21 protein-coding genes are annotated in these 24762 nt (G+C 72.4%); 10 read left to right on the top strand and 11 right to left on the bottom strand.

What is annotated here, in order from left to right; translation table 11 throughout:
* Positions 1–155: 155 nt before the first annotated feature.
* Entirely contained in the window at positions 156–1838 is a 1683-nt protein-coding gene (locus U5C87_RS05795) for a phospholipase C (RefSeq protein WP_330475671.1), read from the top strand.
* A gap of 59 nt (positions 1839–1897) precedes the next feature.
* On the opposite strand, the gene U5C87_RS05790 is transcribed toward U5C87_RS05795, so the two are convergent.
* Both U5C87_RS05790 and U5C87_RS05785 read right to left on the bottom strand, forming a co-directional pair.
* Positions 1898–2758, bottom strand: a complete 861-nt coding sequence (locus tag U5C87_RS05790; RefSeq protein WP_330475670.1) for an Fpg/Nei family DNA glycosylase — start codon at positions 2756–2758, stop codon at positions 1898–1900.
* Between the two features lie 12 nt (positions 2759–2770).
* Positions 2771–3883 (bottom strand): App1 family protein, encoded by a 1113-nt coding sequence (locus U5C87_RS05785; RefSeq protein ID WP_330475669.1) that lies wholly within the window; start codon positions 3881–3883, stop codon positions 2771–2773.
* On the opposite strand from U5C87_RS05785, the gene U5C87_RS05780 reads away from it, so the two are divergent.
* From U5C87_RS05780 to U5C87_RS05770, 3 genes are all read left to right on the top strand, one after another.
* Positions 3882–4595 (top strand): N-acetyltransferase, encoded by a 714-nt coding sequence (locus U5C87_RS05780; protein WP_330475668.1) that lies wholly within the window; start codon positions 3882–3884, stop codon positions 4593–4595. The genes U5C87_RS05785 and U5C87_RS05780 overlap by 2 nt on opposite strands.
* Before the next feature lie 68 nt (positions 4596–4663).
* Positions 4664–5698, top strand: a complete 1035-nt coding sequence (locus tag U5C87_RS05775) for a hypothetical protein (protein WP_330475667.1) — start codon at positions 4664–4666, stop codon at positions 5696–5698.
* Between the two features lie 35 nt (positions 5699–5733).
* Positions 5734–7659 (top strand): penicillin-binding transpeptidase domain-containing protein, encoded by a 1926-nt coding sequence (locus U5C87_RS05770; protein ID WP_330475666.1) that lies wholly within the window; start codon positions 5734–5736, stop codon positions 7657–7659.
* 140 nt (positions 7660–7799) lie between these two features.
* Here U5C87_RS05770 and U5C87_RS05765 read toward each other — a convergent pair whose 3' ends face one another.
* Positions 7800–9740, bottom strand: coding sequence for an N-acetylmuramoyl-L-alanine amidase (locus tag U5C87_RS05765; RefSeq protein ID WP_330475665.1), 1941 nt, complete (start codon positions 9738–9740; stop codon positions 7800–7802).
* Positions 9741–10102: 362 nt separating this feature from the next.
* On the opposite strand from U5C87_RS05765, the gene U5C87_RS05760 reads away from it, so the two are divergent.
* Entirely contained in the window at positions 10103–10699 is a 597-nt protein-coding gene (locus U5C87_RS05760) for a hypothetical protein (protein ID WP_330475664.1), read from the top strand.
* A gap of 152 nt (positions 10700–10851) precedes the next feature.
* Here U5C87_RS05760 and U5C87_RS05755 read toward each other — a convergent pair whose 3' ends face one another.
* On the bottom strand, positions 10852–12909 hold the full coding sequence (locus U5C87_RS05755; protein ID WP_330475663.1) for a M4 family metallopeptidase: 2058 nt from the start codon (positions 12907–12909) through the stop codon (positions 10852–10854).
* A 256-nt stretch (positions 12910–13165) separates the two neighbouring features.
* On the bottom strand, positions 13166–13780 hold the full coding sequence (gene mobA, locus U5C87_RS05750; protein ID WP_330475662.1) for a molybdenum cofactor guanylyltransferase: 615 nt from the start codon (positions 13778–13780) through the stop codon (positions 13166–13168).
* Positions 13781–13805: 25 nt separating this feature from the next.
* Here mobA and fdhD point away from each other — a divergent pair, with 25 nt between their 5' ends.
* Positions 13806–14654, top strand: a complete 849-nt coding sequence (gene fdhD / locus U5C87_RS05745) for a formate dehydrogenase accessory sulfurtransferase FdhD (protein ID WP_330475661.1) — start codon at positions 13806–13808, stop codon at positions 14652–14654.
* A 36-nt stretch (positions 14655–14690) separates the two neighbouring features.
* On the top strand, positions 14691–15029 hold the full coding sequence (locus tag U5C87_RS05740) for a YciI family protein (protein WP_030202272.1): 339 nt from the start codon (positions 14691–14693) through the stop codon (positions 15027–15029).
* Between the two features lie 142 nt (positions 15030–15171).
* On the opposite strand, the gene U5C87_RS05735 is transcribed toward U5C87_RS05740, so the two are convergent.
* Entirely contained in the window at positions 15172–16809 is a 1638-nt protein-coding gene (locus tag U5C87_RS05735; RefSeq protein ID WP_330475660.1) for an ABC-F family ATP-binding cassette domain-containing protein, read from the bottom strand.
* Between the two features lie 36 nt (positions 16810–16845).
* Positions 16846–18039, bottom strand: a complete 1194-nt coding sequence (locus U5C87_RS05730; RefSeq protein WP_330475659.1) for a molybdopterin molybdotransferase MoeA — start codon at positions 18037–18039, stop codon at positions 16846–16848.
* A 43-nt stretch (positions 18040–18082) separates the two neighbouring features.
* Here U5C87_RS05730 and U5C87_RS05725 point away from each other — a divergent pair, with 43 nt between their 5' ends.
* On the top strand, positions 18083–19405 hold the full coding sequence (locus tag U5C87_RS05725; protein WP_330475658.1) for a glycoside hydrolase family 1 protein: 1323 nt from the start codon (positions 18083–18085) through the stop codon (positions 19403–19405).
* A 129-nt stretch (positions 19406–19534) separates the two neighbouring features.
* Here U5C87_RS05725 and U5C87_RS05720 read toward each other — a convergent pair whose 3' ends face one another.
* Complete coding sequence (locus tag U5C87_RS05720; protein ID WP_330475657.1) at positions 19535–20032, bottom strand: hypothetical protein; 498 nt, start codon at positions 20030–20032, stop codon at positions 19535–19537.
* Positions 20033–20267: 235 nt separating this feature from the next.
* Positions 20268–21641, bottom strand: a complete 1374-nt coding sequence (locus tag U5C87_RS05715; protein ID WP_330475656.1) for an L-serine ammonia-lyase — start codon at positions 21639–21641, stop codon at positions 20268–20270.
* A gap of 146 nt (positions 21642–21787) precedes the next feature.
* On the opposite strand from U5C87_RS05715, the gene U5C87_RS05710 reads away from it, so the two are divergent.
* Together U5C87_RS05710 and U5C87_RS05705 are read left to right on the top strand one after the other, a co-directional pair.
* Positions 21788–22144, top strand: coding sequence for a hypothetical protein (locus tag U5C87_RS05710; RefSeq protein ID WP_330475655.1), 357 nt, complete (start codon positions 21788–21790; stop codon positions 22142–22144).
* Between the two features lies 1 nt (position 22145).
* Positions 22146–23093 (top strand): ornithine cyclodeaminase family protein, encoded by a 948-nt coding sequence (locus tag U5C87_RS05705; RefSeq protein ID WP_330475654.1) that lies wholly within the window; start codon positions 22146–22148, stop codon positions 23091–23093.
* A 108-nt stretch (positions 23094–23201) separates the two neighbouring features.
* On the opposite strand, the gene U5C87_RS05700 is transcribed toward U5C87_RS05705, so the two are convergent.
* Complete coding sequence (locus tag U5C87_RS05700; protein WP_330475653.1) at positions 23202–23861, bottom strand: NAD(P)-dependent oxidoreductase; 660 nt, start codon at positions 23859–23861, stop codon at positions 23202–23204.
* A 109-nt stretch (positions 23862–23970) separates the two neighbouring features.
* The gene (locus U5C87_RS05695; protein WP_330475652.1) at positions 23971–24759 is read right to left on the bottom strand and encodes an SRPBCC family protein; all 789 of its coding nucleotides are present in this window, start codon (positions 24757–24759) and stop codon (positions 23971–23973) included.
* Positions 24760–24762 lie beyond the last annotated feature (3 nt).

Genomic DNA, 24762 nt, shown 5'->3' with positions numbered 1-24762 from the left:
GGCCAAGCGCTGGCGCATTTCGGGCAAACACTCCTTAAGGGACGGCGTCCGGGCCTCCCGCCTGGCCTGCGGCCGGGGCTAGCGTGAGCGACGCGGGCCGGCAACGCGCCTCGGCGCACCCGCCCAGGCCGACCGCAGACCGTCGGAGGAGACCCATGAAACGTCCGGTCCGTCTCGCGCTCGCAGGGCTCGGCGCCGCCGCCCTCGTCACGCCGGTCATCGCCGCCGCCGACACTGCCGCCGACGCCGCCGTGGTCCACCACGAGCCCGGCTCCTGGGCCTCGCCCTCTCACCGGACGTCGACCCCGATCAAGCACGTCGTCGTGATCTTCGGCGAGAACGTGTCGTTCGACCACTACTTCGCGACCTATCCGCGTGCCGCGAACCTCCCGGGCGAGACCCTCCAGGGCTCGACGACGCCGGCTCCCCGCTTCACGGCTGCGGCGGGCACCCCGAGCGACATCGCCACGCTCGCCCACGACGGCCTGCTCGCGCCGGACAACCCCAACGCGTCGCAGCCGGAGCGGCTGACGCCGGGCCAGGCCGTGACGTGCGACCAGGACCACAACTACACCAACGAGCAGAAGGCCTACCACTCCGGAGCGATGGACCAGTTCGTCGAGTTCACGAGCGAGGACACGTGCTCCGCCCCGGCCTACGGCCGGCCGGGCCTGACGATGAACTACTACGACGGCAACACCGTGGCCGCCCTGTGGAACTACGCGCAGCACTACGCCATGAGCGACCACGCCTTCAGCACGACCTTCGGGCCGTCCACGCCCGGCGCGATCAACCTCGTCTCCGGGCAGACCCACGGCGTCAAGGAGTTCACCGCCGACGGCAAGCCCGCGGCCACCCCGTCGACCGGCGACTACACGGTGCGCTTCCCCGACGCGAACGGCGTCGGCACCATGACCGGCGACCCCGACCCCGTCTACGACGACTGCTCCAACGCCAGCCGCACGAGGCGCAACCCGCTCGCCGCCATGACGGGCCGCAACATCGGTGACCTGCTCAACGCCAAGCGCATCACGTGGGGCTGGTTCCAGGGCGGCTTCACCCCGACGACCGTCGCGGCCCCGGGCAAGCCCGCCGCCTGCCTCACCTCGCACCGCAACGTGGCCGGGGTGAGCTCGACCGACTACAACCCGCACCACCAGCCCTTCCAGTACTACGCGTCGACGGCCAACCCGCACCACCTGGCGCCCGCGAGCCTCGCCGAGATCGGCCACGCGGGCCGGGCCAACCACCAGTACGACCTGTCGGACTTCGACCGGGTCGTCGCGAGCGGCAACCTTCCCGCCGTCAGCTTCCTCAAGGCCGCGAACTACCAGGACGGCCACGCCGGCTACTCCGACCCCATCGACGAGCAGCGGTTCATCGTCAAGCAGGTCAACGCGATCCAGCAGAGCAAGCACTGGAAGGACACGGCGATCATCCTCGCCTACGACGACTCCGACGGGTGGTACGACCACGTCGCCGCGAAGCTGCAGAACGCCTCGAACACGAGTGACGACGCGGCCTTCTGCCGCGACGCCGCGGCGGCCGGGGTGCCGATCGCCCGCGGCTACCAGGACCGCTGCGGGCCCGGGCCGCGACAGCCGCTCATCGTCGTCTCGCCCTTCGCGCGGACGAACTACGTCGACCACCGGCAGACCGACCAGGCCTCGATCCTGCGCCTCATCGAGGACAACTGGGGCCTCGGCCGCATCGGCGACGGGTCGGCCGACGCCTGGGCCGGTTCCCTCGGCGGGCTGTTCACCTTCGGTGAGTCCCGCGCCCCTCAGGTCGTCCTGGGCTCGACCGGCGCCGTGACCTCGGTGCGCCCGACCCTCTAGCCCGACCCTTACCTCGTCCCGCCAGGCCCGACCTGTTGCCTCGCCTCACGGCCTCACGGCTACTTGAGCAGCCGTGACATCCGGCGGTCGGCGAGCGGCTTGCCGCCGGTCTGGCACGTCGCGCAGTACTGGAGCGAGGTGTCGGCGAAGGACACCTCGCGCACGACGTCGCCGCACACCGGGCAGGCCTCGCCGGTGCGGGCGTGCACGCGCATGCCGGCGCGCTTGGCGTCCTTGAGCTCCTTGGCCGGCTTGCCCGACGCCGTCGCGACCGCGCTCTCCAGCGTGTCGCGCAACGCGGCATACAACCGGTCGACGACCTCGGGAGCGAGCGTGCCCGCGATGGCGAAGGGGCTGATCTTGGCGACGTGCAGGATCTCGTCGGAGTACGCGTTGCCGACGCCGGCGATGAACTCCTGGTCGCGCAGCAGTCCCTTGATCTGGGTGCGCCGGCCGTCGAGCATCGACCGGAACCGCTCGAGGGTGAAGTCGTCGGCCATCGGGTCGGGCCCGAGGCGTGCGATGCCGGGCACCTCGGCCGGGTCCTTGACGATGTAGGCGGCGAGCGACTTCTTCGTGCCGGCCTCGGTCAGGTCGAAGCCCGAGCCGTCGGACAGCCGCACCCGCAGGGCGATCGGCGACTTGCCGGGACGCACGACGGTGGCCGGCAGCTGGTCGGACCAGCGCAGCCACCCCGCGCGGGCGAGGTGGAAGACGAGGTGGGTGCCGTCGGCGTCGATGTCGAGGAACTTGCCGTGACGGTGGACGCCGTCGATCGGGGCTCCCTCGAGCGCCTGCGGCGGCGGGTTGAAGGTCTTGAGCACGCTGAACGACGCGAGCTCGACCCCCGTGATGGCGAGACCGTCCGTCCGCTCGGCGAGGAAGTCGACGAGCGCCTGCACCTCCGGCAGCTCAGGCATGGACCCAGTCTGTCATCCGGGGGCGACGGAACGGCCCGGGCGCGAGGGCTGTTCGTCGCTCGCCACGACCTCGCCGACCTTGCCGGCCGCGTCGAGGACCCGCAGCAGCCCGTGCCCGTCCGCCGCGGAGAAGGTCGGCACCGACCGCGCCGCCCAGGACCGGATCGGCGAGTCGATGCGTATCGGGTTGGACAGCACCTGCTCCGTCGGCGACAGGTGCCGGATGCAGATGGCGTCGACGCGCTCCGGCCTGGCCTCGGCGAAGTCGGCGTAGATCTGGGGGTCGTGCTGACCGTCGTCGCCGACGAGCAGCCACCTGATGTCCGGGAAGTCGCGGGCGAGGCGGTCGAGGCTCGTGCGCTTGTGCGCCTGCCCGCTGCGGAACCACCCGGTGTTGGTGGGCCCCCAGTCGGTGAGCATGAGCGGCCCGAGCGGGAAGCCGTTCTCCACGAGGAAGCGGTTGAGGGTGGCGGCGGTGTTCCACGCCCCCGTCGAGACGTAGACGATGGGTGCGCCCGGATGAGCCGAGAGGATCCGGCGGTACATCGGGGCCATGCCCGAGACGGCGTGCCGGGCCTTGCCGCGGCGCACGAACGTGTTGAAGGCGGCGATCATCGGGCGCGGCAGCATCGTCGTGATGACGGTGTCGTCGATGTCGCTGACGATGCCGTGCGTGACCCCGTCGGCGACGATGAAGACGTCGGCAGCGACCGGGTCGGTGCCCTGCACCTCGACGACGACCTGCTGCCAGCCGGGCTCGAGGCCGTGGTCGCGGGCCACGATGTCGACGTGGCCCCCGCGGTCGGACCGGCCGTAGACCTCGCGGTCGCCGACCGTCACCTTGACGGGGACGCCCGTGGCGGGCGAGGTGATGAAGGCGCGCCAGCCGCGATCGTAGTGGGCCGGGCTCAGGGCGCCGGTCGCGTCCTGACGCGGTTCGGGCCCCTCGGTGTGCTCACGACCCTTGCGCCCGAGGAGGACCCGCGCATAGACGCGGACGAAGGACGACGAGCCGTAGCCGACGTGCGTGATGACGCGGTTGCCCCAGCCGCGGCTGCGGAGCACGCGTTCGACCTGCTCGTGGACGGTGTCCTCGATGATGGCGGCCGCGTGCGGTCGTGACATGGCCTCAACCTACCCGTCGGCGTGCCAGCAGGTGGACCCCGACGAGCGGCGCTGCGACGTGGCGGGTTTGATGGACGGCGTGCACCCCATCGCCGAAGTCCTCAGCAAGGCCGCAGGTGGCGACTTCCCCGCCGTCGACGGCGGGTGGCAGCGCGTCGCGCCGTGGCGCCCCGGAGTCGAGGGCGTGGTCGCCTTCACCGGTCACGCCTTCCTCGCGGTCGACGACGACGTCTCGGACGGCACGCTCGTCTCGCTGAGCCCCGACGGCTTCGGCGGCGCGAGCAACCCGCGCCTCGTCTCGCGCCTCGCCGGCACCGGCTGGATCGACGCCCTCGACATCATCCTCGTGGCGCGCGGCGCCGGCGGCGAGCCGACGCTCGTGCCGCGCAGCGACCTGCGCAACCACCCGCGCGCCGAGCACGCGACGTCCGTGCGCAGCGACGTCACGACGTTCGGGTATGCCGCGCCGGACGACCACACGCTCGTGACCCTCTCGACGGGGCTGGGTGGACTGCCCGAGGTCGGCCTCGAGACCGACCCGGCCAAGGACCACGTCGGCGCCGACGTCGTGCGCGACGCGCTGACCCTCATCCCGGAGGGCGAGGTCGTCGTCGCGGCCTGCGCCCCGGGGAACGCGCGCGCCCTGCGCGCCTTCCTGTCCGCGGGCTTCGAGCCCGTCGCCTCCGTGCAGCTCTGGCGGCCCGAGCGCTGAGGGCCACGCCGCGACTGGCGCGACTGCCGCGACTGGCGCATGTCGGGCAGACATGATCGGATCTGCGCGTGGACAGCGGCGTCGGCATGCGTGGAGGAGCTCGGCCCGGGTGGGTCCGGGCCCGGGTGTGGCCGGTGCTGCCCCTTGCGGCCGCGGCGTGGTGGCTCGGCGGGGCGCTCCCCTGGGTCCTCGACGGGCTCGGTGCGCAGTCGCCCCGCGACTGGCCGTACGACGTCGCGACCGGCTCGGCGACCGACGGCTACATCAGCCTGCTGCCCTTCACGACGGCCCGCCTCGGCCTGCTCCTGACCATCACCCTCGTCGGTGGAGGCATCGCTGCCCTGGCCGTGCTCTGGGCCGGGCGCCGCGACCGCCGGCGCCTCGTCGTCGGCGTCCTCGCCGCGCTCGGTGCGCTCTCGGCGGCCGCGTACTCCATCGCCCAGTCGGCCGGTGCCACCCGCCAGCTCGGCAGTGACTTCGACCGCGACGACCGCGTGCTGCTCGGCGTGCTCGCCGTGGCCGTCGTCGGCACCATGCTCGGGATCGCCCTCGGGCTGCTCGTCGTGCTCGGCGGTCCGGTGCTGCGGGCCCTGGCCGCAGCGCCGCTCGCCGTCGCACTCGGCAGCTGGGTCAGCGCCGTCCTCGTGGCGCTGATCGGTGTCGAGCGGGCGATCAGCGCCCTGCGGTGGACACCGGTCGTCGTCGGCGTCGCAGCCGGCCTGGCCCTCGTGGGTCTCGGCCTGCGACCGGCGCGGCGCCTGCTCGCCTGGGTCGCCGTGCTGCTCCTCGTCGCGGTGGGCGCCGCCGGCCAGACGGCCTTCTCCTACCTCGTCGCCTACCTGCGGCCCCGCTCCGGCCTACCGGACGGCCTGCGCGACCACGTCGAGGCCAGCCGCTCGGTCTTCCTCGCCGCGCTCCGCCCCGGCCAGCAGGCCTGGGGCGTCTACGCCGTCGCGATCGTCGTCGGCCTCCTCGGCTCGGTGCTGCGCGTGCGGCGTCCCGCCACCCGGCCCACGCGAGACGCAGCGGTGCCGGCGAGCCCGGCCACACGGCATACGACCGCTTCTGCACAGGATCGTCACGCCGACGTCACGGCCTCATGAGCGGGGTGTCGCAGGGCGGCACGTACCGTGGGCACATGCTCAGGGGATCTCGCTCCAGGACTCTCGTCTCCGTCTCGCTCACGGGCGTGCTCGTCGGCACGCTGTCGGCCGGCTGCTCGATGTTCCAGTCACCGCCCGACCCCGGCGACGCCGCGCGTGCCCTCGCCACCGGCCTGGCCAAGGCCGACCTCGGCGCCGTCACCTTCAAGGGCACCACGCCGGCCAAGGCGACCGCCTTCGTGCAGGCCGCCTACAAGGACCTCGGCACCCTGCGGCCCCAGGTGTCGCTCAGCGAGATGAGCCACAACGAGGGCTCCGACCACGCGACCGCGACGCTCTTCACCCGCTGGGACGTCTCGAAGTCCGCCACCGACTGGACCTACGAGACGCGGGTCAACATGACCCTCGTCGACGACCAGTGGCAGGTGTCGTGGACGCCCGGCGTCGTCGCGCCCCAGCTGACCTCCGACGAGACGCTCGACCTCGCCCGCAAGTGGCCGCAGCGCGCCGACATCGTCGACTCCTCCGGCGGCAAGATCATGACCGAGCGCGAGGTCGCCGCCGTCGGCATCGACAAGACCAAGGTGTCGGGCGGCGAGGCCACCGCCTCGGCCAAGAAGCTCGCGGCGCTCATCGGGATCGACGCAGGCCGGTTCGCCGCCAAGGTGTCGGCCGCCGGCTCCAAGGCGTTCGTCGAGGGCGTCACGCTGCGCGAGACCGACCCGCTCCTCGAGCGCAACGGCGCCGCCATCGCCAAGGTCAAGGGCGCGATCACCGTGCCCGCGATGCAGGTGCTCGGCCCCAGCCGCACCTTCGCCGCCCCGATCCTCGGCACCGTCGGAGAGGCCACCGCCGAGCAGATCAAGGCCTCCAAGGACACCCTCCAGCCCGGCGACACCGTCGGCAAGACAGGGCTGCAGTACCGCTACGACGCGCAGCTGCGCGGCACCCCGGGCCTCGCCGTCCAGGCGGTCAAGCGGGGCGCCGACGGCAGCGCCATCGACAAGCGCGAGCTCTTCGCCGAGCAGTCGACCGACGGCAAGCCGCTGACGATCACCCTCGACCAGAAGGCCCAGGCCGCTGCCGAGGCAGCCCTCGCGAAGCAGACGGCGCACCCGACCGCCCTCGTCGCGGTTCGGGTGTCGACGGGCGAGGTGCTCGCCGCCGCCGTCGGCCCGGGCGCGAACGGCGCGACCCTCGCCCTCGCCGGCAAGGAGGCGCCCGGCTCGACGTTCAAGATCGTCAGCTCGCTCGCCAACGTGCGCAAGGGCGCAACGGCCGACACCAAGCTGCCGTGCACGCCGACGCTCACCGTCAACGGGCGCAAGTTCAGCAACTACACGGGCTACCCCACCAAGCACCTCGGCGACATCCCGATGCGCACGGCGCTCGCCTACTCGTGCAACACGGCCTTCATCAGCCAGTACGAGAAGGTCAGCCAGGACGACCTCATCAGCGCCGCCCAGTCGCTCGGGATGGGCGAGAAGCTCGACCTGCCGTTCACCGGCTTCCTCGGGTCGGTGCCCAAGACCGACAACGTCGTCGAGCACGCGGCGTCGTTCATCGGGCAGGGCCGCGTCGAGGCGTCGCCGCTGACGATGGCCCTCGTCGTCGCCTCCGTCATGAAGGGCCAGACGGTCCGGCCCCAGCTCGTCGCCGACGCGCCGGCGCTGCCCAAGCCGGCCACGCCGCTCGACCCGACCGAGGCCGGCGTGCTGCGCGCGGAGATGCGCGACGTCGTGGCCGAGGGGTCCGGCACGGTGCTGAAGCCGCTCGGGGTGGAGTACGCCAAGACCGGCACCGCCGAGTTCGGCACGAAGAACCCGCCCGACACCCACGTCTGGATGGTCGCCGGCCGCGGCGACATCGCGATCGCCGCCTACAACGAGGTCGGCGACAACGGCGTGACGGGCGCCGCGCCCTTCATCATCAGCTTCCTCAAGGCCTACGACCTCCGCTGACCCGAGGCCCTCCCCCTGAGTCGAGTGCCCATCTCCCGACGTGCCCGACGGTGCACTCGACCCAGGGAACGGCCCAGGACGGTCGAGTGCCCACTTCCCGACGTCGGAAAGTGGGCACTCGACTGGAGGGCGGAGCCGGGCTACTGGGCCGGGACGACGTCGACGTCCGCGGCGCGCACGTAGGCGAAGCGGTGGCCGAGCGAGATCTGGTAGTAACGGTCCTGCCCGACCACGTCGACGTGGTCGTTCGGGGTGTCGGCCGAGTAGGTCGTCGCGCGGTAGTAGTCCGTCGGCACCGTCAGGTCGCCCACGGCATACCGCTGGCCGGCGGCGAAGGTGTACTGCAGCGGCGCGATGGCCTGCGCCGGGATGCCCGCCGGGTAGGCGGACGCCTCGGGGTAGGCGCGGCCGTAGACCGGTGCCTTGGCCAGGCCCGCCTTGGGCACGACGTAGGAGCCCTTGACCGGGACGGCCGTCGGGTCGGCGACCGGGTTGAGGAACCAGCCCTTGACGCCGTTGAACCAGATGGCGGTCCAGTCACCGCGGCGCTCTGCGACCGCGAAGGTCAGGCCGGCCTGGGCGCGAGCGCCGATGTCGGAGACCGACGTCGTCGACGGGGCGCCGTTGGCCTTGCGGCCGATGTCGTTGACGAGTGGCGCGTCAGCGGACGGGGCCGTGCGCAGGTAGACGAAGTTCGTCGGCTGCGAGCCGCAGCTGGCGGCGACCTTGCCGTCGCAGAACGTCACCGGCTGGCGGTTGTCCTCGAAGCCGGGAAGGATGCGCACGAGGTCCTTGGCGTTGCCGGAGGTGTGTGCCTGCAGCGGTGCGCCGAGGAGCTGGAAGTAGTGCTCCCAGTTCCAGTAGGGGCCCGGGTCCCAGTGCATGCCGGCGACGTTGGCAGGCGTCACGCCGGGGATCTGGTCGTGGCCGAAGACGTGCTGCATGTCGAGCGGGATGTCGTACTTCGTGGCGAGGTAGCGCACGAGACGCGCCGACGAGCGGTACATCGGCTCGCTGAACCACTCGGCACCCGTCGCGGCGAAGCCCTCGTGCTCCAGACCGATCGAGTGACCGTTGACGTACCAGTTGCCCGCGTGCCAGCCGACGTCCTTGGACTCGAGGTGCTGGGCGATCTGGCCGTCGGAGCTGCGCAGGGTGTAGTTCCACGCGAGGTACGTCGGGTCGCTCACGAGCTTGAGCGTCGTGTCGTAGGTCGCCTCGGTGTTGTGGATGACGATGTTGGTGATCTTCGGCGCGGTCGGGCGGCTCGCGAGGTCGTGGTTGCCGTAGTCGCCGGGGTCGGAGCCCAGGCTCTCGTAGGGCGCCGGGACCCACGCGCAGTCGAGCCCGGGCGGGCAGTCGACCGGGCCGTTGTCCTTCGTCTTCTTCGCGACGAGGCCGAGCCGCTTGACCTGCGTGGCCTGCGGCGTGACCTTCGAGGGGACGAGCGAGACCTGCTTGCCGTCGACGGTGCGGCGGGACGCGCCGGAGGAGATCACGGAGTATGCGTCGTCGGCGAAGGCGGCCGCGACGTCCTCCTCGGCCGAGCCGGACGCATCGGCGACCGCCGCGAACCACTGGCCCGCGTCGGTGGACTCACCGGTCGGCAGCGCGAGCCGCTTCTGCGTGGCGGCGAGCAGCGCGGCGCCACCGCGGATGTTGGCGAGCTCGTCGGTGCGCAGGGCGTCCTCCGAGAGACCGGTCAGCGCGGCGGCGCGGCCGAGAGTGTCGGCCACGGGCGCCGGGGCGGGTGCCGGGGCCTCGCCCAGGCCCTTGCCCTCGGACGCCGACCCGAGGTTCGCGTCGACGAGGTGCATCGGGCCGTAGCCGCCCGACGTGCTGTGCCCGGGGTTGAAGTCCCAGCGCGTCTGGGCGTACGACACCGCCTCGAGGACGGTGCGCGGCACGCCGTACTCGGCGGACGCGGCGGCGAAGGCGCGCTCCCGGCTGGACGGGTCGCTGCCCGCGCCGGAGGCGGCACCACTGGCTCCCGCGGCGGCGGTGGGGTCGGCGGCCTGCGCCGTCGGGCTGGCGAACGCCATGCCCGCGGTGACGGCTGCGAGCGCACCGAACGCTGCCACGGACCGGCGCACTCTGCGGGCCCCTGGAGTTCGGTGCGGTGTGGAGTTGGGTATCACTCGATCGTCCCTTTCGTATCACTGGGACCGCAGGACGCGTGGTCGTCGATATGGGTCCATCGGCGGCGACGTCCCTGCGGCTTTCGGTGCGTCCGGCTCCGTGCCGCGACACACCTCTGAGTCCGAGCATTCCCGTGCACCTTGAGGCCCGCCACTTGAAACTGTCACCGAAGCGTTGCGCCCTGTCCGCCCGAACCGACGTGCATCGCCCGCCGAGAGGGCGCACCATGGATCACATGGGGCGCGCAGGCCTGTGCGTGGGGTTGGCCATCGCAGCACTCTTCGTCGGGGGGTGCGGGTCGGACGTGTCCACCGGCAGCTCCGGCAGCCCCGGCGCCACGGGCGCGACGTCCCAGGGCTCCAGCGGGTCCGGCGGCTCCACGAGGCCCTCGACGTCCACGCAGCCGCGGGTCGGCTCCGGCGGCAGCGACGCCGCCTCGCCCTCCTACGGGCCGGCCTTCCCGCTGACCCTGCGCCGGACCGGCGGCATCGCCGGCTTCAACGACCGCATCGTGCTCGACCTCGACGGCCGGCTGCACGTCGAGACCCGCTCGGTCCACGGCCGGGTGTGCACGCTCGCGCCGACGCAGCAGCGCCAGCTCGTCTCGCTCCTCGCGACGCTGCGCCTCGACCCGTCGGCGGCCGGCCTGCCCACGAGCGACCCGGCCGGCGGCCAGGGCCCGGTGGGTCCTGACAGCCCCGACGCCCCCGACGCGGTCACCGACCCCATCACCATCACGGTGACCGACGACGAGGCCCGCCCGATCGACCTCAGCGACCCCTCGCTCGGCGAGATCTCCGGGCTGGTCGGCGTGCTCGTCAGCGACGTGACGCTCTCCGTGCCGGCGACGACCCGCTGCACGACGCCGACGACGTCCTTGGCGGCCGCGCCCGCCCGCTGACCTCGCCCGATCGACGAGCCGGCCCCGCCTGTACGTGCTGCCCGCCACACGCACGAAGGCCGGTATGCCGCGGGGCGTGACCCCGCGGCATACCGACCTCTGGTGGTGCGTGACGTTCAGGGCTGCTCACGCAGCCCGGTGGGCTCCGTCGCTCAGAAGTTCGTCGAGACGTCGTCGACGACGAAGCTCGTCTGCAGCGAGGAGTCCTCGGTGTCGGCGAACTTCAGCGTGACGTTGGTGCCCTTGTAGGCCGTCAGGTCGATCGTCTTCTGGACGTAGGACGCCTTGGGCGTCGACAGGTTGGAGTAGCTCTGCTTCGTGACGCCGTTGATCTGGACCGTCGCCGTGTCGTAGGCGCTGGACGTCGTCGTCTCGGCCGTGTCGATGCGGATGTAGTACGTCAGCGTCGGCGAGGTGGCCGTGGACGGGACGGCGAAGGTCTGCGACTCGCTCTCCGAGCCGGAGGTGCCGTTGCCGCCGAGCCACAGCTTGTAGGAGCCGGTGCGCGCCGGGCGACCCGTGTTGTTGGTGATCGGGCCGGTGGTGCCGGTCCAGCCGGTCTGGCCGGACTCGAAACCGCCGTTGACGAGCGAACCGCCGGTGGGCGGGGGCGTGGTGCCGCCGCACGTCTCGGTGCTGGCCGGGGCCGCGATGGCAGCCATGGCCTTGTCGACCGCGGTGCACTCGGCCGAGCCGGCGCCGTAGAGGTCCTTGGCCGCCTTGATGACGCCGGTGCGGGCCGCCGCGTAGTTGCTGCTCGAGGTGAGGTACGTCGAGAGCGTGCGGTACCAGATCTTCTCGACCTTGGTGTGGCCGATGCCGGTCACCGTCGAGGCGTTGCACGTCGGGCTGTTGTAGCTGACGCCGTTGATCGTCTTGGCGCCCGAGCCCTCGGAGGCCAGGTAGTACCAGTGGTTGAGCGGGCCCGAGGAGTAGTGCGGGTCGAGGCCGCCGAGGGAGCTGCTCCAGCAGTCCTTCGACGCGCCGTCCTTGCTCGGCTTGTCCATGTAGCGCAGCGGCGTGCCGTTGCCGTTGAGGTTGATCTCCTCGCCGATGAGGTAGTCCGGCGTGTCGGAGGGGTTGTTGGCGTACCACTCGACGGCGGTGCCGAAGATGTCGGACGTCGACTCGTTGAGGCCGCCCGCGTCGCCGGAGTAGTTGAGGCCGGCGGTGTTCTCGGTGACGCCGTGGCTCATCTCGTGGCCGGCGACGTCGAGCTCGACGAGCGGGGCGGCGTTGTTGGCGCCGTCGCCGTAGGTCATCTGCGTGCCGTCCCAGAAGGCGTTGACGTAGTTCTGGCCGTAGTGCACGCGGCTGCGGGCGCCGGTGCCGTTGTTCCAGATGCCTGCGCGGCCGAGCTGGGTGTTGTAGTAGTCGTACGTCTTGCCGGCGCCGTAGTGCGCGTCGACGGCGGCCGACTGGCGGTTGCTCTGCAGGCCGTTGCCCCAGACGTCGTCGGCGTCGGTGAACGTCGTGCCGGTGCCGGACGTCGCCTGGTTGAGGTCGGTCGTGTAGTTGCCGTGCGTGTCCTTCATCGTGTAGCTCGTGCCGGCCGTCGTGGCGAGCGTGACCGAGCCGACGAAGATGCCGTTGCCGGTGCCCTCCTTGACGTCGTCCCAGCTCGTCAGCGTCTTGCCGGTGGTGGCGTCGACGATCGTGTGGAGCCTGGTCGGGGTCTGGTCGGCCTTGATGCCCTCGGTGATGACCTCGTAGGCCAGCTTGGGGCCGGCTGCCGACTGGAAGACGACGAGCTCGCCCGGCGTCGCGGTCTCCTTGTTGGCCTTGGAGGCGGCGAGACCGGCCTGGTGGGCCTCCCTCTTGGAGACCGCCGGGGTCATCGTCGACGGGGTGACGCTCTTGCGGATGTTCCACGTGACGCTCTTGACCGCGCCGGAGGAGTCCTTGTGGCTGACGAAGTCGCCCCCGATGACGCGGAGGCCGTTGATGGTGCGCTCGTAGCGGACGTGCGTGGCACCGTTCGGGTCCGCGATGACGGACTTGACGGTGAGCTTCTCACCGGAGGCGAGGCCGAGGGCGCTCGCGGACGATGCCGCTCGGGACTGCTCGGTCGCCTTGAGGCTCTGCGACTCGGGTGCCGGCGCCTTGTCGCGCCCTGCTCCGGCCGCTGCGCCCGCCGGGATCGCCGGCGAGATGGCGAGGGCGAGGGCGAGCAGCCCTCCGGTCGCCAGCCCAGACTTCAGTCGATTCACTGGTTGCTCCTTGTCGAGATGCGGCTGGAACGCCGCTTGGAGGGAGTTCCGCCCTCCCACGACTTGAGATCGGGCCGGAACGAGCGCGACGTTGGCAGTCGCGGAATCCACCGGTCAACGGGGCTTACCAAGTCTTTGCCATATGCGTCCCAAGTTCTGAGTAGCACTTGGCTGCAAGAGGATTCGCCGCAGGGCGCGGCTTGGGCGATTTCCCAGAGTCAGCCGGGCGAGCCCTCAGCGGTCGTTCGAACGGGCCTCAGTCGGCCGTCGGAGCGCCGTCCGCACGCTCGCGCGCACGGGCCAGGTCGGCCGGCGTGTCGACGTCGAGCGCCAGGTCGGCCGGGTCGTCGACGGACTGCGTGCGTATGCCGTCTGCGAGCGCTCGCATGCTGGCTCCGTAGGCGTCGCCGAGCTCCAGGAGCCGGGCCCGGAGCGCCGTCAGGCGCCAGGCCGCGCAGAGCCAGTTGCGCCGACCGTCCCGGTCGACGGTGACGGCCAGGTCCGCCTCGTCCAGGGCCTCGAGCAACCGCTCGACATGGGCGGAGGTGACGAAGGGCAGGTCGGCGGCGAGGACGGTGACGGCATACGGAAGCGGTGTGTCCGGGTCGGACGTCAGCGCGGCGACGGCGGCGGCGAGGCCGGCGACGGGACCACCCCCGGGCACCGGCTCCATGACGACGCGGACGCCGTCGGGGACGCCTTGGCCCGGGCCGACGACGACCGCCAGGTGCCCGCCGGCCGCGTCGAGCACGCGGGCGACGAGGGGGCGACCGCCCACGTCGAGCAGCGGCTTGTGCGAGCCCATGCGTCGGGATGCGCCGCCGGTCAGCACGACGACGACGGCCGGCGCGGTGGCTGGGGATGGTTGCACCCTGCGAGTCTGGCAGGCTGGGTGCATGGGACGGGTGACGGTACGGCGCAAGGTCACGACGATCGACCTCGCCACGCCCTCGACCACGACCCGCCCCGACACGCTCACCGTCGAGGAGCCGCTCGAGCTGCGCGTCAACGGGACGCCGCTCACGGTCACGATGCGCACGCCGGGGCACGACATCGAGCTCGTCCACGGTTTCCTCATGTCGGAGGGGCTCATCCGGTCGGCCGAGGACATCGCGCTGGCCCGCTACTGCGAGGGTGCGGTCGTGTCCGGCGAGAGCGGCTTCGACGAGAACACCTACAACGTCATCGACGTGACCCTCGCCCCCGGAGTCGCGGCGCCGGACGCCTCGGCGACGCGGGCCTTCTTCACCAACTCGTCGTGCGGCGTCTGCGGCAAGGCGAGCATCGAGCAGCTGCGGGCCCAGTCGGCCTTCGACGTGCGTTCGGACGTGACGGAGTTCTCGGCCAAGGTGGTCGCCGAGCTGCCCGACGCGCTGCGCGGCGAGCAGCGGTCGTTCGACAAGACGGGCGGCCTGCATGCAGCCGGCCTCTTCACCGCCGACGGCGAGCTGCTCGTCGTGCGTGAGGACGTCGGCCGGCACAACGCCGTCGACAAGGTCGTCGGCTGGGCGCTCCAGGAGGGGCGCGTGCCGGGGGTGGGCTGCGTGCTCGTCGTGTCGGGGCGCGCCTCGTTCGAGCTGACCCAGAAGGCGATCATGGCCGGGATCCCCTGCCTTGCAGCGGTTTCCGCCCCCTCGTCGCTCGCCGTCGAGTGTGCCGGCGACGCCGGGATGACCCTGCTCGGCTTCGTGCGTGGGAGCCGCCTCAACGTGTATGCCGGAGCACACCGGATCACGACCAGCTGACCACCGACGACCACCTGCCGACTGGAGGCCCACCCCGTGGCGATCTTTGCGATCCACTACACCTATCCCGACGACGTGACCGAGATGCTGACGATCCGTCCCGAGCACCGGGACTTCCTCGTGGGACTGCCCGGACTGCTCGTCGCGGGGATGTACCAGGACGGCCTCGACGAGGTGAGCGAGGGCGAGACGACCGACCAGGAGCCGGCCAACGCCGCCCTCATCGTCTACTCCGCCGACTCGGTCGAGGCCGTGACGGAGACGTTCGACCAGGACCCCTACTGGCTCGGCGGCTACGTGCTGCGACGCGTCGTCCGCCGCTGGGACCCGCCGCTGGGCCCGTGGGTCGCCGACCCCACCCAGTCCCCCGGCTGAGTCTGCCTGCCCGGACACCGCGCGACGCCCGGCCGCACACTTCCGGGCGAGCCACACACCTTGGGGCTGCACACACCTCGAACACGGTGTGGTCCTGACCCGGACGTGTGCGGCTGGCGTGCCCACGCGCGGGGTCCGCGGGTCAGGAGCGGGTGACCTGGCCGTCCTCGACGTGCCAGCGCTCGTCCAGCCGCACGTTCTCGAGCAGACGGCGGTCGTGCGAGACGAGCAGCAGCGCCCCGTCGTAGGAGTCGAGCGCCTCCTCGAGCTGCTCGATGGCGGGCAGGTCGAGGTGGTTGGTCGGCTCGTCGAGCACCAGCAGGTTGACGCCCCGGGCCTGCAGCAGCGCCATCGCGGCCCTGGTGCGCTCACCGGGTGACAGCCGCGCCACGGCGCTGCCGACCTGGTCGGCCTTGAGCCCGAACTTCGCGAGCAGCGTGCGCCGGTCGGCCGGCTCGAGGTCGGGCACGGCCTCGCCGAAGGCGTCCCCGAGCGTCAGGTCCTCGCGCAGCCCCGTGCGGGCCTGGTCGATCTCCCCCACCGCGACGCTCGCGCCGAGCGACGCGGTCCCCGAGGTCGGCTCGACCCGTCCCAGCAGCAGCGACAGCAGCGTCGTCTTGCCCGCGCCGTTGGGCCCGGTGATGCCGATGCGACGACGCGCCTCGACCTGCAGCGACGCCGGCCCGAAGGTCCAGTCCCCGCGGCGCACGACCGCCTCGTTGAGCGTCGCCACGACCGAGCTCGAGCGCGGCGCGGAGCCGATCGAGAACTGCAGCACCCACTCCTTGCGCGGCTCGGCGACCTCGTCGAGCCGGGCGATCCGCGACTCCATCTGCCGCACCTTGCGCGCCTGCTTCTCGGACGACTCGATGCTCGCCGCGCGACGGTTCTTGTCGTTGTCGGGGTTCTTCTTCATCGCGTTGCGCACGCCTTTGGACGACCACTCCCGCTGCGTGCGGGCCCGCGCCTCGAGGTCGGACTTCGTGCCGGCATACGCCTCGTACGCCTCGCGCGCGTGCCGCCGCGCGACCTCACGCTCCTCGAGGTAGGACTCGTAGCCTCCGTCGTGGACCGAGACGGAGTTCTGCGCGAGGTCGAGCTCGACGATGCGCGTGACGCAGCGGGCGAGGAACTCGCGGTCGTGCGAGACGAGCACGACGCCACCCCGCTGGCCGTGGACGAAGGCCTCCAGCCGGTCGAGCCCGGCGAGGTCGAGGTCGTTGGTCGGCTCGTCGAGCAGCACGATGTCGAAACGGCTGAGCAGCAGCGCGGCGAGCGCCGCACGGGCGGCCTGACCACCCGAGAGCGAGGTCATGAGCGCGTCGGCGCCCACATCGAGACCGAGCTCCGCGAGCATCGGCAGAATGCGGTCGTCGAGGTCGGGCGCTCCGCTGGCCAGCCAGTGGTCGAGGGCGACGGCATACGCCTCGTCGGCCTTCGGGTCGTCGCCGCCGAGCGCCGCCGCGGCCTCCTCCATCGCGAGCGTCGCGGCGGTGGCGCCCGTGCGCCGGCCGATGTGGTCGGCGACCGTCTCGCCGGGGAGACGCTCGTGCTCCTGCGGCAGCCAGCCGACGAACGCGTCGGACGGCGCGGTCGTGACGGTGCCGTCGAGCGGCAGGTCCGCGCCGGCGAGCAGGCGCAGCAGCGTCGACTTGCCCGCGCCGTTGGCGCCGACGACCCCGACGACGTCACCGGGGGCGACCGTGAGGTCGAGGTGCTCGAAGAGGGTCCGGTGGGCGTGGCCCCCGGCGAGGTCCTTGGCCACCAGGGTCGCGCTCACGGGCCCAAGCCTAGGGGCGCCCGGCGGGTGCCCCGTTCACACCGGGTGGACGACGACGACGTCGCCCTCGATGAGCTGGTCGACGCCCTCGGGCACCTCGACGAGGCAGTTCGCGGCGGCGAGCGCGGTGAGGTGCCGGGCGTCGGGAGAGCTGACCGTGCCGTCGTCGTGCAGCACGCTCGTGACGAACTGGACGCGTCCCGCGCGCGTGCGCCGGGTCCTGCCGACGTATGCCGCGTGGCCGGGTCGCGCGCCCGGCTCGCCGTGGCGTCGGTCGAGGGCCGGACGGACGAGGACGTGGAAGGCGACGAAGGCACCGACGGGCGTCCCCGGCAGGCAGACGACCGGCGTCGAGCCGTAGCGGCCGAGCCCCTGGGGTCCGCCGGGCTGCATGGCCAGGTGCACGAAGGCGAAGGACGCCAGCGGCTCGCAGACCTGCCGGACGACCTCGTACGCGCCGGCGCTCACGCCCCCGGTCGTGACGACGAGGTCGACCTCCGGGTCGGTGTCGAGCACGTCGAGCAGCGCGCGCAGGTCGTCGGGCTCGTCGGAGCACACCTCGACGCGGCGCACCTCGCACCCGGCGGCCTCGGCCAGGGCGGCGACCATGTCGGAGTTGGACTCGTGGATGCCGCCGGCACCCGGGTCGGCGTCGGGCGGGGCGAGCTCGGCCCCGGTGGCGATGACGGCGACGCGCGTGGGCACGTGGACCTCGACGGTGGTGCAGCCGGCAGAGCGGCCGAGGGCGATGAGGGCCGGGGTCACCGTGAACCCGGCGGTTGCGATGACCGTGCCGGCCGTGACGTCCTCGCCGCGACGGCGCACGTGCTGCCACGGGGCCGGCTCGACCCCCAAGGTCACCCGGGACGGCGCCGGTCCGGTCGGGCTCGCATCGGTGCGCTCGACGGGGACGACCGCAACGGCTCCCTCCGGCACGCGTGCCCCGGTCATGATGCGAGCCGCCTCACCGGGGCTCAGCGCGAAGCCGGGGGCCGACCCGGCGGGCACGTCCCCGACCACGGCATAGCTGCGCTGGCCCGGCGAGCCGGGGCACACGGCATACCCGTCCATGGCAGAGGCGTCGAAGCGCGGGAGGTCGTCGGCGGCGACGAGGTCGGCGGCGATTCGCCGCCCCGCGGCGTGGCGGTCGAGCGTGACGGGCTCGGTCGTCCCGGTGCCGAGCAGCCGCTCGACGGCGGCGCGGTGGTCTGCGACGGACACGTGACCCATGCGCGCCAGTCTGTCGCATCGCCCCGCCGGTACGTTGGCGGGCATGGTGCACGAGGTGAACGGCTTCAGGCTCGACGGCATGCTGCTCGGCGTCGCGAGCGCCGCAACGCAGGTCGAGGGCGGCGACGTCGAGAGCAACTGGAGCGACTGGGCCGACCGTCCCGGCACGATCGCCGATGGTTCGACGCCGAGGAGGGCGACCGACCACTGGCGGCGGTGGCGCGAGGACACCGAGCTGATGGCCTCGCTCGGCGTGCAGGTCTACCGGATGAGCGTCGACTGGGCGCGGCTAGAGCCGAGGCCCGGCGCCTGGGACGACGCGGCCTTCGCTCGCTACCGCGAGGAGCTGACCCTGCTCCGCGACAAGGGGATCCGACCGCTCGTGACACTGCACCACTTCAGCCACCCGTCGTGGTTCGAGCGGGACGGCGGCTGGCTCGCGCCGGGCGCCCTGTGGGTGTGGGAGCGCTTCGTCAGCGAGGTCGTGACACGGCTGGGCGACCTCGTCGCGGAGTGGGTGACGATCAACGAGCCCAACGTCTACGTCACCGGCGGACACGTCTTCGGCGACTTCCCGCCCGGCCACCGCAGCCTGCGCGAGGGGATGCGCGTCTACAGCGTGCTCGCGGCGGCCCACATCCGCGCGTACGCCCTCATCCACGCCCTGCGACCCACGCCCGACACGATGGTCGGGGTCGCCCACCACCTGCGGACCTTCCGGCCGGGCAACCCACGCAACCCGAGGCACCAGGCGCTGACCCGGGTCATGCGCCACCTCTTCCAGGACGCGATCGTGCGAGCGATGACGACCGGCGAGTTCGCCGCACCGCTGCGCAGGCCTACGGGCATCGAATCCGGTTGCTACGCGGACTTCTTCGGGCTCAACTACTACTCCCGCACGACGGTGACCCGCTTCGACGACGGCACGCCGTCCGGCGTCCCCGTCAACGACCTCGGCTGGGAGGTGTATGCCGCGGGGCTCGGCGAGACGGCCCGTTGGGCCTGGGAGACCTACCGCCTGCCCGTCTGGGTCACCGAGAACGGCACGTGCGACGCGGCCGACGCCTTCCGGTCCCGCTACCTGTGGGAGCACCTGTCGGTGCTGAGCGAGGTTCGGGCGCAAGGGGTTCCGGTCGAGCGCTACTACCACTGGTGCTTCGTCGACAACTGGGAGTGGGCCGAGGGCGAGGGGCCCCGCTTCGGTCTCGTCGCGCTGGACTACGAGGCGCAGGAGCGCACGGTCCGCGACTCCGGCCGCTTCTTCGCCGAGGTCATCCGTGAGGGCGGGACGACTGCCGAGATGTTCGCGAGCCACGTTGCAGGACAGGCCTATCCGGTGAGCACGGCCGAGGGCCACCACCGCTGAGCGATCTCGGCCAGATCTCCCCGACGGTTCCAGGACCCGGTGAGCGCCGACGCAGACCACGAGCACGGGTCGACGTGGAAGCCGCCCCGCCCCGGCTGGGACGGGGCGGCCACCGGGCCGGCTCTCCGCTCACCCCTCCGGAGCGGAGCAGCTGCCCTTGTCCCACGTGAAGCCGGAACCGGACGACCAGTGGCTGACGATCTGCACCTTGACGTTGCCGCCGGAGGTGACGTCGTGCAGCACCCAGTGCTCGGTGTCGGTGAAGACGAGCGGCGTGCCCGTGCCGTCGACCTTGCCGCCGAACCACGAGGCGCCCGAGACCGTGTAGAGGTCGCCGTTGGAGCCCTGGAGCGTGACGCCGCTCGTGTTGACGGTCCCCGTCTCGTGGAACACCCCCTGACCGTCGACGTTCCAGTGGTCGACCATCTTGACCGTGCCGGTGAGCGCGGTGATGTCACCCGTGGGTGCAGCGCACTCGAAGACCGCGCCTGCGGCAGGGAACGTGATGTGCTCGGTCCCTCCGTTCGCGGGTGCAGCGCCGGCCGAGGCGGCGGCTCCCGTGGTCAGCGCGATGGTGCCCAGTGCGGTGACGCCGGCCCTGACGGCGCGGCTGCGCAGTGAACGCATGTGTCTCCCCTTTTCCCCTTGTTGACCAGCCGGCGCAAGGCCCCCGAGGTCGGCGGGTGACGCCGACCGGCGCCACGTTCCAAGGTGCTCCCGGGCAGGCCGTCAGAGACGAAAAGGGCTGAACTGTCAGCGAACTCGGAGGTAGGCGCGCCTTCCTGAGTCCACGCTGCACGCAAAGGCGACATTCACAGCGTCGGGACGAGAGGGCTGGAGCGACGGCGCAGCGCCGACGGCCTCAGCACTCGATGACGTTGACGGCGAGGCCGCCTCGCGCGGTCTCCTTGTACTTCACCTTCATGTCGCGGCCGGTCTCGCGCATCGTCTTGATCACCTTGTCGAGGCTGACGACGTGCGAGCCGTCGCCACGCAGGGCGGTGCGGGCGGCCGTGATGGCCTTGACCGAGGCGATGGCGTTGCGCTCGATGCACGGGATCTGGACCAGCCCGCCGACGGGGTCGCAGGTGAGGCCGAGGTTGTGCTCCATGCCGATCTCGGCGGCGTTCTCGACCTGCTCGGGCGTGCCGCCCATGACGGCGGCCATCGCGCCGGCCGCCATCGAGCAGGCCGAGCCGACCTCGCCCTGGCAGCCGACCTCGGCACCGGAGATCGAGGCGGTCTCCTTGTAGATGACGCCGATGGCGCCGGCGGTCAGCAGGAAGCGCACGATGCCGTCGCGGTCGGCGCCGTTGACGAAGTTCGCGTAGTAGTGCAGCACCGCGGGGATGATCCCGGCCGCGCCGTTGGTCGGAGCGGTCACGACCCGGCCACCCGAGGCGTTCTCCTCGTTGACGGCGAGCGCGTAGAGCGTGATCCAGTCCATGCCGCGCAGCGGGTCGTCGCTCGTGCCCTCGAGGCGCAGCCGCCGGGCCAGCTCGGGCGCCCGACGCCGCACGCGCAGGCCACCGGGCAGCACGCCCTCGGTGTCGATGCCGTTGCGCACGCACTCCTTCATGACGCGCCAGATCTCGAGCAGGCCGTCTCGGACCTCCTGCTCGCTGCGCCACGACAGCTCGTTCTCGAGCATGATCCGGGCGATCGACTTGCCGGTCTCCTTGCAGTGCGCGAGCAGCTCGTCGCCGGTGCGGAACGGGTGCGCGACCGGCGTCGAGTCCTCGACGATCTTCGTCGAGCCGTCGGCGTCCTCGCCGACGACGAAGCCGCCGCCGACGGAGTAGTACGTGTGCTCGGCGACCGTCGCGCCCGCGGCGTCCACGGCCGTGAACGTCATGCCGTTGGGGTGCAGGGGCAGCGTCTTGCGCCGGTGCAGCGTCAGGTCCTCGAGCTCGATGAAGTCGATCTCGTGCTCGCCGAGCAGGGCGAGACGCTTGGTCGAGCGGATCTCGGCGAGGCGGCCCTCGACGGCGCGCGGGTCGCACAGCTCGGGCCGCTCGCCGGTGAGGCCGAGCAGCACGGCCTTGTCGCTGCCGTGCCCGTGGCCGGTGGCGCCGAGCGAGCCGAAGAGCTGCGAGCGCACCCGCGCGACCTGGCCCAGCGTGCCCTCGTCGCGCAGCCGCTCGGCGAAGAGCGCCGCGGCCCGCATGGGGCCGACGGTGTGCGAGCTCGACGGCCCGATGCCGATCGAGAAGAGGTCGAAAACGCTGAGCGCCATGGTGTCCTGACTTCGTGTCGTCGTTGACGGCTGCCGCCCGGGGTGGTGGACGACCGCCTGAGCCTACGTCTGACGGGCCCTCGCCCGCACGTGCGTGCGGGGTGGCCGGCCGAGCGCGGGCCGCGACCGGCACCTACAGTCGGGGCGTGCCCCAGGTCAGCGCTGATGTCCACGTCCCGCTCGCCCCTCCCGTCGCCCGCACCCTGGCGGCCACGGTCGGTGAGCCGGCGCTGCGGCTGCCCGCCCACGTCCGTGCCGAGCCGCTGACCTGGCGCTTCGACGCCGAGGGCGAGGGGACACTCGTCGTGCTGACGCTGGCGTATGCCGTGTCGCCCGGCTGGGTGCGCCCGATCACGCACGAGGTCACCCAGTGGTCGCTGGCCAGGCAGCTGCGCGGCCACCTGGCGAAAATCACGGCGGCAGCCGCCGACCCGGCCCGGCTCGAGCTCGCCCGCAGCAGCAGCAGCGACACCGACACCGACACGGTCACCGGGGAGGTCTGAGGTGCAGCAGCCGCGCTGGGTCGACGCCGCGACGGTGCGCCGGTCCCTATCCCCCGACCGGGCCCGGCGGCTCATCCGGCGCGAGCTCGCCGACGGTCTCGACCCGGCCTCGGACCCGCCTCGCCTGGCCGCGCCGGCCGGTGACGGACAGCTGCTCGTCATGCCGTCGACCAACCGTCGCGCCGCCGGCGTCAAGGTGCTCTCGGTCGCGCCGGGCAATCCCGCGCGAGGGCTCGACCGCATCCAGGCCGTCTACGTCCTGCTCGACGCCGACACCCTGACGCCGTCGGTGCTCGTCGACGGCACGGCCGTCACGTCGCTGCGCACCCCGGCCGTGTCTGCGGTCGCCATCGAGGCCCTGGCGCCGGCCGAGGTCGAGTCCGCAGTGATCTTCGGGAGCGGGCCGCAGGCGCTCGGTCACGCGGAGGCGCTGCTCGCCATCCGGCATACGTCATCGGTGACGGTCGTCGGCCGGCGCGCGGAGGCCGCTCGCTCGACGGCCCAGCGGATCTCGGGACTCGCCTCGACGCACCGGCTCACCGCACGCGCGCTCACGGTCGACGACCCGCAGGTCGAGGCCGCGGTCCGCGAGGCCCAGGTCGTCGTCACCGCGACCTCGGCCGCGACCCCGGTGCTGGGCGACGACTGGGTCGCCGACGGCGCGTGCGTCGTCGCCATCGGGTCGCACGAGCCGCACCGGCGCGAGCTCGGCTCGGCGCTGCTCGGCCGCTCGCTCGTGATCGTCGAGGACCTCGGCACGGCGCACCGCGAGGCCGGCGACGTCATCCTCGCGGCCGCTCAGGGCGCGCTGGACTGGAACGACGTCCGCACGCTGCAGGACGTCGTGCTCGGCCGCGTCGAGCGGGCGACCGACCGGCCCAACGTCTTCAAGAGCGTCGGGATGGCGTGGCAGGACCTCGTCATCGCCGAGCAGCTCGCCCGCCCCTGAAACGAGTGAGCGCCTGACCACAGTCGAGTGAGCGCCCCGCCCCACAGGGATGTGGCGGAGCGCTCAGTCGACTGTGGCGGAGCGCTCACTCGACTTGGGAGCGGGGGGTCAGGCGGGGATGGCGGCCACGACGTCGTCGATGGGCTGGAAGCCGTCGTTGAAGGCGATGATGCGCTGCGCCGTCGTGTCCGGGTGCGCGACGACCGAGCGGATCACGTGGGCGACGTTGTCGCGCGACACCTCGCCGGCCTCGACGCCCTCGCCCGCCGCGATGTGGCCGGTGGCAGCGCCGAGCGTCAGGCTGCTCGGGCGCAGGATCGTCCACGCGAGGTCGGTCGTCTTGAGGTGCTCGTCGGCCGCGGCCTTGGCCTCGGCGTAGGCGTAGAAGCCGTTGTCCTCGGGCACGCCGTGGTCGGGCCCGGCGCCGAAGTAGCTCACCATGACGTAGCGCCCGACGCCCGCCTGGGCCGCGGCGTCCATGGACCGGATCGCGGCGTCGCGGTCGACGGCATACGTCCGCTCGGGGCTGCCGCCGCCGGCGCCGGCCGACCACACGAGCACGTCGCTGCCGCGCACGAGGTCGGCAATCTGCTCGGCCGAGCTGCTCTCGACGTCGAGGACGGCCGCGGTGGCGCCGGTGGCCTCGACGTCGGCCACGTGGTCGGGGTTGCGCACGACCGAGGTGACCTCGTGCCCGTCGGCGACGAGCAGCGGGGCGGCGAGCAGGGCGACCTTGCCGTGGCCGCCGATGAGCGTGATGCGGGACATGCCTCTCCTCGGGTTGGGGTCGTGGGTCTCCTCGTTCCAACACGCAACACCGACGAGGTATGCCGCAGGCCCGGTCGTGCGCGACGACCGGGCCTGCGGGTGGGCTGGGTCAGCTGCTGCTGCCGCGGCCGATGAGCCAGCCGATGACGACGCCGATCGCGGCGGCCGCTGCGTAGCCGGCGTACCGCTGGATGAGCACGGGCATGACGGCCGAGCCGAGGTCGAGCGGGGCGTCCTCCTCGACGTCGGCCGGGACCCGGCGCGGCGGGTGCGCGTGGTGCGCTGCGGGCGCTGCACCGGGGGCCGCTGAGGTCGCCCCGGTGGCAGCCTTGCCGGTGTCGGCGGCGAGCGCGTCGGAGGCCGTCTCGACGTAGCCGTTGGACGACCCCACGGCAGCGGCGGCCGGGGCCGGCGCTGCAGCCTCCCCCTCCGCCCCAGCCGCGGCGCCCGTCTCAGGACCGGCCAGCTGCTTCTCGATGCAGGCGACGAACGCCTGGAGCAGCTTGTCCGACACGTCCTGCATGACGCCCCGGCCGAACTGTGCCGGCTTGCCCGTGACGGCGAGGTCGGTGATGACGTCGGCGCGGGCCCCGGTGCCGTCGGGGCTCAGCGTGATCGTCACCGTCGCCCCGGCGGTGCCGTTGCCGCGCTTGTCCTTGCCCTTGGCCTCGATGACGGCGTGCTTGGCGGCGTCGTCACGCTCGACGAACGAGCCCGACCCGGCGTAGACGAGCGCGATCGGACCGAGCTTGACCTTGACGGTCCCGGAGAAGCCGTCGTCGGTCACCTCCGTCACCGTCGCGCCGGGGAAGCAGCCGCCGACCCGCTCGAGGTCCATGAACAGGGCCCACGCGTCGTCGACCGAGGTCGGCACCGTGAAGGAGTGCGTCAGTTCCATCCG

Origin of the sequence: Terrabacter sp. C0L_2 (assembly GCF_036352015.1) — a bacterium.
GTDB classification, from domain to species: domain Bacteria; phylum Actinomycetota; class Actinomycetes; order Actinomycetales; family Dermatophilaceae; genus Terrabacter; species Terrabacter tumescens.
The sequence above is the reverse complement of the archived record's forward strand: the minus strand, read 5'-3'. Positions and strand labels throughout refer to the sequence as shown.